This is a genomic window from Halalkalibacter krulwichiae (assembly GCF_002109385.1).
Taxonomy (GTDB): Bacteria; Bacillota; Bacilli; order Bacillales; family Bacillaceae_D; genus Halalkalibacter; species Halalkalibacter krulwichiae.
This window is the reverse complement of sequence record NZ_CP020814.1, coordinates 1,736,547-1,748,612: the sequence shown is the minus strand read 5'-3', so window position 1 is coordinate 1,748,612 and position 12,066 is coordinate 1,736,547. Positions and strand designations below refer to the sequence as shown.

Sequence of the window (12,066 nt, the reverse complement as noted above, 5' to 3'; positions counted from 1 at the left end):
TACTGTCCAGTTATTAAACCTCTGTCCTGTAAGGTCATTATATTTTAGGCACCCACAACTACTAGACAAACCTTTCCGTAATGAGGCGCTATTTACTTCTCTTTTATTACCACATTGGCACTTACAAAGCCAATAAGTTTGCCCTTTCCGGTCTTTCGCCCTTTCGATAATGAACCAGCTTCCAAAAGTTCTCCCTGTCAAATCTATAAACTTTCTTCCCACCATTTTCACATCGCTTTACTTTTATTTTCATCAGTAACCACTAGCTATTAACTGTCCGCATCTATAATTACCCATCCTTTAAAGCTACTAAGATAAAAAAGAACGTTCTTCTATTTACTTCGCTCAGCCAATACTCTCAAATCTCCTCATTAGGAGCATTCGATAATAAGCTGTCCGTCCTAAATTTCTCTCAATCGTCCCCCTCGAATAAGGAACTTGCATTTCACTACCGTTCGTGAATTTAATCGTTGATACATGAGGACTTACTGGAATGACTTTTTCAATGTGAGCTAACGAAACCCATGTGCATGTTTCATTTTTGGGGATTCTAGAGGAAAGAAGAATAGATTTAAATAATGACTGATGCAGATTGGTACCTTTGATTTAAAACCTGTTATTTGAGTAGTTGCTTCTCTTATTCCATTATAATTTGATCCATAGTAGTGACAAGAATCTTTCATAACCTTATATGGTTTCTTTGTTATCTTATAATTAGTATGTACTTCCATTACTATTGAGTGAAGATAACCATTCTCATTATATATAGGTCCAATAACCATCGTGTCCGGTGAAATCACATATTCTTTTTTGCTTTCCATTTTCGCTCACTCCTTTGTTATATTTATACTTCATTTTTAACTAAAAGGGGTATACTCTATATAGTAGGAGCATACTCCAACTCACAGGGAGCCTTAGACCATTGTCTGCCATGACTACCTTGGATCTTTTTATATACAAATTACATACCGAATCACCTCCTTTAAGATCTATTCCACACCCTTAGTAAACTGATTATTCAAAAAATTCAGCCGATAATTCTTCCAACAAGTTTAATAACTTCATTAAATATCCGTATTCTCACCTCCACCACTAGTAAGGTCTACCTAGATATACGTCTCTGTTATTACGTGTTACTAAATAATAGAGCTTAATAACTAGCAAACAAACTGTTTTTATCATGAGGATTCGCCATTTATCGGCATCCTATGGGATTATTATACATTAATAGACAAAAGTAGGACATTATTCGTAGGATAATCTACCAGAGTTTATTTCTTTAAAAAAATGCCTGTCAATATGACAGGCACCTCTTTCATTTACTTTTGTCTTTGAGTAATGGCTCATTATAGACATCCATTTTGATTAAGATGTAAGCTTACATTGAAACTCTTCTTGTACGTATATGTCAAACATTTTCGTTATTCTTCGCCTGTCAATTTCCACAGCTAAAATCATAATAAATTCATCTGCCAACCCGAGCTCAATTGCTCGTAAATAAGACTCCATTAATAGCTCATCGCTTAAGTTAATCGTTCCTTCAAACATAAATCTTTCTCCACTCCATCTTTCCTAATTCTCTTTATCTACTAGGGATTTCTCTAATATCTCAACGATGTCAAGCGTTCTGACGTCATCTTCTACTTCTTTCATTTTAGCTCCGTCGCTGAGCATTGTTAGGCAGTATGGGCAGCCGCTGCCGATCATGGTTGGGTTGGTTTCGAGTATTTGTTCTGTTCGAGCTACGTTAATTCGTGTTCCTGTGTCGTCTTCTGTCCACATGAGTCCCCCGCCGGCTCCGCAGCACATGCTGTCTGCATGGTGGCGGCTTGCTTCTACAATTTGTACGCCTGGAATGGCTTTTAAGATGTTACGAGGCGGCTCGTAAACTTCATTGTACCGTCCAAGGTAACAGGAATCATGGTACGTGATGATTTCATTCATTTCTTTTGTTGGGGTTATTCTTCCTTCTTTAATCCATTGGTCGATTAGTTCTGTATGGTGGAACACTTCCGCTTCTAATCCAAACTCTGGATACTCATTTTTTAGTGTATTGTACGCATGTGGATCTATTGTGACGATCTTTTTTATTCCATGCTTTTTAAATGTTTCGATGTTGGCGTTAGCAAGCTCTTGGAATAAGAATTCATTACCAATACGGCGCGGTGTGTCGCCAGAGTTTTTTTCTTTGTTACCGAGAATCGCAAATTTAATATTTGCTAGATTCATCACTTTTGCAAAGGATTGGGCGATCTTTTGACTGCGATTGTCGTATGAGCCCATTGAACCGACGAAGAATAAGTACTCAAATTCTTCCTCTTTTTTCTCCAGTTCCTTTACGGTTGAGACTTCAATGTCTTCACGGTCATCGCGCCAGTTTTCACGCTCTTTGCGACTAATTCCCCAAGGGTTGCCTTGACGCTCAATGTTCGTAATCGCACGCTGAGCATCTGAATAGATCTTCCCTTCTGTTAAGACAAGGTAACGACGCATATCAATGATCTTATCAACATGCTCGTTCATAACGGGGCATTGATCTTCACAGTTCCGGCATGTCGTACAAGCCCAAATTTCTTCCTCTGTAATGACTTCCCCAATCAGACTAACGTTGTAATCAAAAGCAGCTGCTGCCTCAGTACTTCCTGCGCCTTGCATCGCTAACTGATTCGCTTTCGTGTTATGAAAGATAAATTCAGGGGCCCAAGCTGATCTTGATGTAACGGCAGCTCCTTTTTCTGTTAGGTGATCACGTAATTTAACGATTAAATCCATCGGAGAAAGCATCTTCCCTGTGCCTGTCGCCGGACACATATTGGTACAGCGGCCACATTCAACACATGAATATAAGTCTATTAGCTGATGCTGGGAGAAGTCTTCTACGTTCCCAACGCCAAACACTTCAACGTCTTCTTCTTCAAAATCTATTGATTTCAATTTGCCTACTGGACCTGTTTTCTTAAAAAAGACATTAAAGATCGCAAACACTTCATGGGCTTGTTTGGACTGTGGTACAAATACCATGAAACTCATGACTGCAAGCATGTGAATCCACCATGAGAGATAGTATAAAATCGTGCCAGCCATTACTCCTACATTAGCAAAAACAACAGCAATCAAACTCGAAAATGGAGCATAGACGAAGTTCATTTCCATCCCAAGCATAATTTTCTCAAATCCGAGTACAAGAAGAATCGTTGCTGATAAAATCGATAAAGCGATATAGACAAAAGCAGCCTTTCCATCACGTTTCCACTGCAAACGAGTTAATTTCTCGCCATAACGACGATAAAAGGCATAGACGATCGCACAAAACATAAGGAATGTAGTCCACTCCTGCATGAAACTAAAATACTTATGTGCAGCCCCTAAAGGGTATTCATATCCTTCTATAAATCCTTTAATGATAATTTCAATCAATCCGACTTGGATAATAAAAAACCCGTAAAACAGGATGACATGCATAATTCCACTTTTAACATCTTTAAACATCTTCCGCTGCCCGATAACGTTCACGAGTATTGCGTGTAGACGTTCTTTTAGGTTCCATTCAAACTCGGTTTTCTTTCCTAGCTTAATGTAGCCAATTCTTGTGATGATTAGTTTACTAAATAAATAGATTGCATAAACCGTTACCGCTAAAAATAAGATCAGACTTATGAATTGGAAAGTCGCCACTTTCATCACTCCTACTTCTATGTAAAATTCTCTGTATTGGACTATCATGACAGTCCCCGCTCTTCTACTACTGATTGGTCTTAACTAAGATGAAAAACCATGATTGAAATCCCCTTTCAAATAATCTTCCTACTAATCTTGTAATGCAATAAGCGTGCCAATCTCTAAATGAGTGTTTCTTTTTTAACCTCCAAACTAGATGTTAGGATTTTGAACGATGGCGTTAAGTTTTGAAACATGGGGACGGTTCTCTCGCTTCCTTCTCATGATTTTTCTATTGGCTTTGAGTAAAGATTCTTCTTCAAGGACTATTAAAATTTCTAAAAATGAAAAGCCCTTTTAGAATTAGCTAAAAGGGTTTTATTGCACGAACATTCGAACTTATCCTACTAAAACCATCTTGTAAGGTTTAGGGAGCGATCAGGCTCCATAAAAAACGCAGCTCAGTCCAATTACTAAGCTGCGCATTTTTTAAAAACAAGGTACCGCTAGTTCTCCAGCTTTATATTCTGCTTGCTGCTAACTCCTTTTGTCATGCCAGAAATCCCTTTTCTCTTTCCTGGCTTTTCATTCCCTTTGCCTTTTCCTTTTCCTTGTTCTTCATCTTGCTTTTCTTCTAAGCCCGTTACATCAAATGGAGTACTCGGGTCAACTGGAACATTTACGTTATCGAGGTTGATATGTCCCCAGTCGCCTGTTGCTTGGTCCACCACTTTCAAATAGAGGTCTTCACCAATAAACCGAGAGGCATCCCACCGTACTCGGCGATATTGTTCCGAGTTGTGGCCAGTCGCTTTCATGAGATATTCATCATCAGATGCCCTCACTAATGCGACATAAAGCTGGTCTGGAATGTTTCCTCCTGCTACTAAGAAGTCCATTTGGCCATTGCCGCCTAAGATAAAGTTTTGCGACTTCATGACCCCAGTTGCCCCATCTCCGCCTTGATCGGGATGGAAGCCCCAATAATGATAGTGGTTCACATCAATATCTGTATGAGCTTGTTTAAACGGACCGCTCCAACCCCAATCGTAACGATCGGTAATATGTTCACCTGTAAACGCATCGCCTTCTGTGATCCAGCCCGTTAAATCGCCTGTTTGGAAATCATGATTGGGCAAGTTAATCGATTCTGGAGCTTCTTTTGGATCAGGCCAATAAGCTGGAACCGTCTCGCCATAAGCAGAGCCTAGCTCCCATACTTCCATTGACTTAATTGTCACTTCTCCCTTTTCACTCCACAACTCTAATCCAAGCGCATCAGAACGAGTCGGGTACACTCTTGATGTCAGACTCTTATAGTTATTTGCATATGCTTCGACCATTGAACGGTCTAAGTAAATATGGAGTTTCAAATTTTCTCCATCTAATTCCATAACATCTCCTTGAATTCCTTTGCGGACATCGGGATCTAAACTAGACTTATTTCGGTCAATCGAATACATCGAATTCTCGTAGTCATAATAGATTAGCGTTTCCTCTTCTCCATTTTCACTGCGTCTTACTTTGATTCCAAATTCACTCGAATTTCCTTTGTCTATTTCTAACTTAATCTCTAATAGATCTCCTTGAACATCTGATAAGAGCTCATTTGCTTTTGAGATTTTCTTATTTTTAAATGAAGTTAATTGCTTCACTCGTAGCTCTTGCAGCTCTTTAATTGGTTCGATTCCAAGTTGATGATCATCTCGTAACGTCAGGGTTAATGGCAGTCCGGCATTATGAGCCCAACCTGCATCATGCTGCGCTTGCTCCGAGCGTCTGCCTTGAGCAATGCTAAACAAAATCGAGCGTCCATCGTGATTGACAAATCCGCTTGGACCGGTGAAGTGCTCAGCCTTATCGAAGATCCTCGGCTCCGTGTGATCTGGAGTAAACTCTAACGTTTCCTTATTCCACGTTCCGATCCAATGCCAGACATATTTGATGTTGTGCGGGCTGTAGCTTTCATACCACGGATTGATGAATAACACATGTTTGCCTGTGTCATGCCCTTCTTCGTCTTTTAACGGCAAGAATACAGGCAACTCCCAAACTTGGCCAGTTTCAGGATAATTCTCGTAATCCCCGACAAAAAACGGCTTTTCATAGGTCCAGTTTTCCAAGTCGGTTGATGTATAAAGAAGAGCGGTTCCACCTACACTTTTGTCGCCATTTCGAATTCCAGAACCGACTAATTGATACCATGTATCCCCTCTTGCCACACATACGGGTCTCTAAATTGTCCGTACCATACTTCGCCTTCATCGGCATGTAAATTGGGTGCTTGAACGGTTACAGGCTCATCATGCATTTCCCAATTTGGCAAGGTAACATCTCCGTCTTTGGCAAATGTACTCCTCGCTAGACCGGTCATTTGGTTCGGAACTTTACTATCATCTCCTGCGGTAAACAATAGAACCGGCAGGCCATCTTGATCAAACGTCGCGTCCCCTGACCAGACTCCATCCGGTGTTACCGATCCTCCCTCTGGTGCTAGAGCAACAGGCATATCTTGCCAGTGGACCATGTCATCACTAACCGCGTGTCCCCAGTGAATATGGTTCCAATAAGGTCCTTGCGGGTTATGCTGATAGAAAATATGGTACTTGCCATTAAAATAAAACGGCGCATGCGGTTCGTTCATCCAATGTTCAGGTGACATAAAATGATACTGCGGACGGTGCCGGTCTCCGTCAAAGCGGTTGCGGTCCATGGCTACATTCGGCGTCGGGTGCTCGCCGTTCTCAAACGTCTCCACATAATTGTTGTAAATCTTGCTTACCTTTTCCGCACTAAAGGAAGCGTTATGAATGTTCACTTCATCCATTAAGCCATTAAACATATTCGCAGAAAACGTCCCATTAATAATGGCCGGATGATTATGCTTTCCGATGATCAGCGGCTCATTGGACGGTGTGATATTGGCATGTAACGGCGTTTTCATCGTTCCTGCCGCCTCGCCATTTAGATACAACCTGAGCTCACTCTTTTCTTTATCATAGGTAGCGACAATATGGGACCATTTAAACTTTTCTAGCGGCTTATCTTGATCAGCCCAAAGTTCCATCCATTCCCCGTTCATTCCGACCTCGAATGACCAGCTTCCATGTCGGCCCATCCCTAACGCATATCCTTCGTTTTTGCTCATATCATGCTGGTTTACAATGATTGACTTTTTGCCTTCATTTCCCCATTCATAGGCTCTTGGAGCTACCCAAGCTTCAATGGTAAGGGCATCGGTGATTTTAGGGAATTTACTTGCTTTTCTTTCAATATAAGTTGAATAGCCATCAAACAACAAACCGCTGCCGGCAATCCCCTCTCTCCAAAGCGGATCGGAAGACGGTTTATCAACCGCATCATTAAACACATAGTGAATATCGTCTTTCGTTTCACTCACTTCATCTAGGGCCGTCTTTCCGGCTCCTTCGTCAAAAGACCAATAGGAGATAGGACCATGATGCAAGACATTAACATCATCGACATTAATGTGCGACCAGCCACCCGAATCATCGTTATCTACGATTAACAAATACAGCTCTTCTCCCATGTGCTCAGAGGCATCCCACGTGACGCGGTGGTAATTCTCGGAATCATCAAACCACTCATTCGTTTGACGCATTAATTCTTGATCATCAGCTGCTCTCATGAGAGCAACGTATTGATTTTCAAGGTCGTTTCCTCCACCGATTAAAAATGTAATCTCCCCCGTCCCAGCTAAAACAAAGTGGCTTGATTTGATTTTGGCTGTCTTATCATCTTTTCCCCAAAGGTGATAGTCACCTTCTTTATTAATCGGTTCAGGATGCCAGTAGTCGACTTCTGATGTGACATCATCATCATTATACGTTCCTTCTAAGACGGTCCATCCCGTTAAATCCCCGGTTTCAAAGCCTGGATTTTCAATCTCGTTCGGGATGACATCTTCATTGGAATGAAGCACTTGAAAATCATCGACATTAATATGGCCAAAACCGCCGGAGTGCTGATCCACAACTTTAATAAATACCGCTTCCCCTACGTATTCAGACGCATTCCAAGACACTCTCCGGTACTGCTCTGTATTACGGCCAGTCGCTCTAAATAACTCTTCTCCCGTTTGGGCCTTCACCAATGAAACGTAGAGATTGTTTTCATCTTGGCCGCCCCCTACGAGGAAGCTAATCGTTCCATTTCCCTCTAACCTAAATAAGCTTGATTTCATCACACCAGTACGGAGATCAGAACGGTCATCACGCTCGGCACCTGCAAATCCCCATACATGGTACGTGCCTTCTTGTTGAAACGGTTCGCCCCAAAATTGAGCTTCATCCGATACCACCCCATCAAAGGCACTTCCATGCGTGATCCAGCCCGTTAGGTCACCTGTTTCAAAACTAGCATTTTCAATGTCTGTCGGCAAACTCCTGACATCGATTTCACTAGGATCATATCCATAGCTTCGTTTAAACTCATTTTGATACCCTGGTGTAAATTGAGCTCGATTAACTTGATAGATTTCAAGATTTTTCAGATGAATCGTGCCGTCATCCGCAAACAATTCAATCCCAATGCTTTTTGGATCAGGGAAAATCTGCTCCGTAAACACGACTTCACCATCGTTAATAAACACTTCAACCGATGAACGATCCACAAACATATGCAGTTTGAGCGACTCGTTATTCGATTCTAACGAAGCTGTATGTTTCGCGGCGAAATCAGGGTGGAAATCGATGATTCCTGATTGGCGTCGGTCGACATAGGCTTCTTTCTGATCTTGTTGATAGCCAATGGCGGTATACTCTGAATCGCTTTTTCTTACATGAAAACCGATCTCATTGGCTGTCGATTGCTCAAGGTCAATTTCTGCGATGATTTCTAACATATCCCCTTCAATCTCAGATAACAGAGCGTTTGTACTTTCTACCGTCTCATTCGTCCAGCTCACTTTTTCTCCACGCAGCGATTCTAATTCAGTCACAGGAGCCTGTGCTAAACGAATTCCCGCTTCCGTTGGTTCGAGTCGCAGCTCTCGAGGCAGTGTCATCGCACTTCTCCACGGGTCTGTCGGGGTATCACCCGCATACTTTGGCGGACTCATCCATCCAAGCAAGATCGGACGGTCATTTGGGGTGTTGCTCCATGTCACACCTGCATACATATCAGCCCCATAGTCGAACCACTTGATTTCTTCCTCATCTGCAATGAAGGTCTCTCCATCAAACTCGCCGATAAAATAACCGATTCCTTGCCCGCCTGTCGGTCCATTTTCCACACTTGTTAATAGGACCCATTTTTCCTGCAGTCCTTTTTCTGTTTCAACCGGCAGCTTGAACAGATCCGAGCATTCCCAAATGCCGAGATCTCCATTCACCGCTGGGTTTTCAAAGCGGCCTGTCTTTGTCCAGTCCTTTAAATTGGGAGATGTATAGAAGTCCACTTGTTTGCCGCTTGCAATGACAAAAACCCACTCATTCTGCTCATCATGCCAAAACACTTTCGGGTCTCTGAACACACTGTCTCCGCCATGACTCACCTTCGTTTCTTCCGGCATATCAATGACAGGATTATCTTCATACTTTTCCCATGTTCTTCCTTTATCGTTACTATAGGCTAAACCAACTGTTTGCTCGTCTTGGCCAAATTCATATGAAAAGACAGCGACTAACGGTGGCCCGCTGCCATCGCCAAATCCGCTTGTATTGTTCTCATCGACCACTGCACTTCCTGACCAAATAAAACCATTTTCATCTGGATAAAGCGCGATCGGCATATGCTCCCAATTCACGAGGTCTGTACTAATCGCATGGCCCCAATACATCGGACCCCATACTTTATCAGTCGGGTTATGTTGATAAAACAAATGATATTCTCCATCGATGTACACCATTCCATTGGGATCATTCATCCAGTTTTCTTCTGGTGTGAAATGAAACTGCGGTCGAAACGTTTCATCATAATAATCTTCAGGCACTGCATCTTCAGCTCCTTCCTTTTCAGGGGTTTCTGTTTCTTCAGCTGAAACAGGATACAGCAAAACTGACTGACTAACAAGTAAAAGCACTAGAAACAATAGGATTGATTTTCGGAACTTCCTTACTCTCATACCCTCTTCCTCCTACATGTAATTATAAGAAACCATTTTATTTCCACCTTTACTTGTAAGCGCTTTCCGAAGAGCCTATATGACAACCTTAGTCCGGTACCATCCCGAACTAAGGCTGCTGATGTTTTAAACGGTAGCACTTGAGTGTACCAACTCTTCACCAATACTTTTACGTAAGCTCCATTTTTTCAAGCTCTTAATCAAAGCCGTTCCTTCGGCAAAAAACTCAATACCCGTAGATGCCTGCCCTGGATAAAGCCTTGAGGTCATGACCTTCTCGCCACCATTGATAAACACCTCAATCGACGATTTATCGATAAAAATCCGCAAGTGAAGCTCATGATTTTTCAACTCAACAGGAGCTTTGCGAATGCCATCTAACCCTTTTCCGGCCCTATTGCGGTCAAGAGTTAAAAAGCCTTCCTCCACATCATATTGCACAACCGTCTCTTCCCCTTGCTTTTTATTGACCCGTACTTTCAAGCCAAACATAGAGGCCTCTTTTGCATCAAACGTTACATCGAGCTCAAGACAATCACCCGAGACGCCATCGAGTACTTTTTTGCCATCAATGAGGACATTTTCAAAGGCCGTTATCTCATTTCGTAATGATTCTACTTCCGGCATTGGCTTGCTGATGATCTTCCCATCTTGAATGAACAACTGCCGCGGCAATATCATCGCCCCTGCCCAATTAAATTCTTGTTCAGGCATTTCACTTTCCCACATCGCCATCCAAGCGATCATTACTCTTCGCCCTTGATCATCAATCGTCGTTTGCGGAGCATAGAAGTCAAAGCCATAATCAAGCAATTCGAAGCTGCCATGATCGAGCTTTCCTGTTTCATAATCGAGTTGACCGGTGACATACCCCGACTGGTGAAGATTATGATATAGATGATGATCCGGTTCCATCCCTTGCGGCGACATTACGAGGACATCACAGCCATCAAGGGAAAAGAGATCGGGACACTCCCACATAAAACCAAAGTTCCCTTCTCCTTTTGCTGCCACATTCACAAACTCCCACTCTAGTAAATCAGAAGAACGGTACAAGAGAACCTGCCCTATCTCGTCTTTTGTTTTATTTCCTATGACGCAATAATACTCGTCACCGTGCTTCCATACTTTCGGGTCCCGTATGTGATTGGGATGAATATCCCCATCAGGAGCTGCTCCAATAACCGGGTTATTCGCTAGCTTTTTAAAATTCACACCATCATCGCTGACAGCCAGACATTGGACTTGCTCTAAATCCGTATCATGGTTTGCTCCTGTCCAAATATGACCTGTGTACATCAAATAAAGCTTTCCATCTTTTTCAATCGCACTGCCTGAAAAACAACCATCTTTGTCATACTCTTCACTTGGCGCAAGCGCAACCGGCAGATGCTCCCACGTCGTTAAATCTTTGCTTTTCACATGTCCCCAATGCATCGGTCCCCAAACAGCCGAATATGGATGATGCTGGTAAAACAAATGGTACTCTCCGTTGTAGAAGCTAAAGCCGTTCGGATCATTGATCCAATAAGCAGGTGCTGCTACATGATACTGGAGTCTCCAGTGGTTTCTATCCACCTCTTCCTTTATTTGATGAATGGATGCTGTTGCTTTCTTAGTGGCTTCTTCATGTCGTATCATTTCGTACCTCCCATATATCCTTTTTAACATCTCTCTCTCGTTCTCTCTGCTCTTGACCATCTTTCTTTTCCTCTTTCTCATCTAGAATCGGCATGATCATCAAGATCGTCCACATCCCAATGAGACTAGCTCCATAAAACGGAATCATGCCCGGAATCGATCGAATCACCAAATAGATTAAGCCTAATCCAGCAACAAACACTCCGGTGCGAACCGGATGTAGAAAACTGATCACAAAGGCCCGCTTAATCGTCGCCCAAACTCCTTGAGGTCGATGCGAAAAAACCGGCATAATATAGAGTGCAACGATGCTGTAAAGCAGAAGCAAAAAGACCATTCCATACTGTACAAACACGCGCAGCAGACCTTCCATTGCCTGAACGATTACCACATTTATCATCAATACTGCACCAACTGCGACGGTCATGATCATCAACAGATTGACTTTTACAAAGGATTGTTTATAGACAGAAGCGAAATAGGAAAACGTTTTGCACTCTTCTTTCCTAACCCAGCATTTGAGAACATTTAGCATCGCAACCGTCGCTGGAAATACCCCGAATAGACCAAGGCCCATTACGACAAACAGCAGCCAGATGAGATTTAATATGGCCAGTTTCATCAACCAGTCACAAACTTTGTATATTCCTCCTGCCACTCCACCCATCTGCATAGTTATCACC

General features: G+C 42.4%; 5 protein-coding genes and 2 pseudogenes. All 7 read right to left on the bottom strand.

Annotated features, from left to right (window positions below):
- Positions 1-345: 345 nt before the first annotated feature.
- Positions 346-782 (bottom strand): annotated as a pseudogene (locus tag BkAM31D_RS24835) (competence protein ComK).
- A gap of 583 nt (positions 783-1,365) precedes the next feature.
- Positions 1,366-1,548 (bottom strand): sporulation histidine kinase inhibitor Sda, encoded by a 183-nt coding sequence (gene sda / locus BkAM31D_RS08800; protein WP_066159944.1) that lies wholly within the window; start codon positions 1,546-1,548, stop codon positions 1,366-1,368.
- Between the two features lie 24 nt (positions 1,549-1,572).
- Positions 1,573-3,681, bottom strand: coding sequence for a (Fe-S)-binding protein (locus BkAM31D_RS08795; RefSeq protein WP_066159947.1), 2,109 nt, complete (start codon positions 3,679-3,681; stop codon positions 1,573-1,575).
- 482 nt (positions 3,682-4,163) lie between these two features.
- Entirely contained in the window at positions 4,164-5,312 is a 1,149-nt protein-coding gene (locus BkAM31D_RS24255; RefSeq protein WP_257391670.1) for a glycoside hydrolase family 32 C-terminal domain-containing protein, read from the bottom strand.
- Positions 5,313-5,405: 93 nt separating this feature from the next.
- Positions 5,406-9,526 (bottom strand): annotated as a pseudogene (locus BkAM31D_RS24250) (GH32 C-terminal domain-containing protein); the annotation flags it as partial.
- Between the two features lie 342 nt (positions 9,527-9,868).
- The gene (locus BkAM31D_RS08780) at positions 9,869-11,383 is read right to left on the bottom strand and encodes a glycoside hydrolase family 32 protein (protein WP_084372488.1); all 1,515 of its coding nucleotides are present in this window, start codon (positions 11,381-11,383) and stop codon (positions 9,869-9,871) included.
- Positions 11,370-12,056 (bottom strand): YesL family protein, encoded by a 687-nt coding sequence (locus tag BkAM31D_RS08775; RefSeq protein ID WP_066159950.1) that lies wholly within the window; start codon positions 12,054-12,056, stop codon positions 11,370-11,372. The genes BkAM31D_RS08780 and BkAM31D_RS08775 overlap by 14 nt, the downstream gene beginning before the upstream one ends.
- Positions 12,057-12,066: the final 10 nt, after the last annotated feature.

Bases quoted from the DNA above. Each gene is read 5' to 3' on its own strand.
- sda (WP_066159944.1), bottom strand. From the start codon at position 1,548: ATGTTTGAAGGAACGATTAACTTAAGCGATGAGCTATTAATGGAGTCT.
- BkAM31D_RS08795 (WP_066159947.1), bottom strand. From the start codon at position 3,681: ATGAAAGTGGCGACTTTCCAATTCATAAGTCTGATCTTATTTTTAGCG.
- BkAM31D_RS08780 (WP_084372488.1), bottom strand. From the start codon at position 11,383: ATGATACGACATGAAGAAGCCACTAAGAAAGCAACAGCATCCATTCAT.
- BkAM31D_RS08775 (WP_066159950.1), bottom strand. From the start codon at position 12,056: ATGCAGATGGGTGGAGTGGCAGGAGGAATATACAAAGTTTGTGACTGG.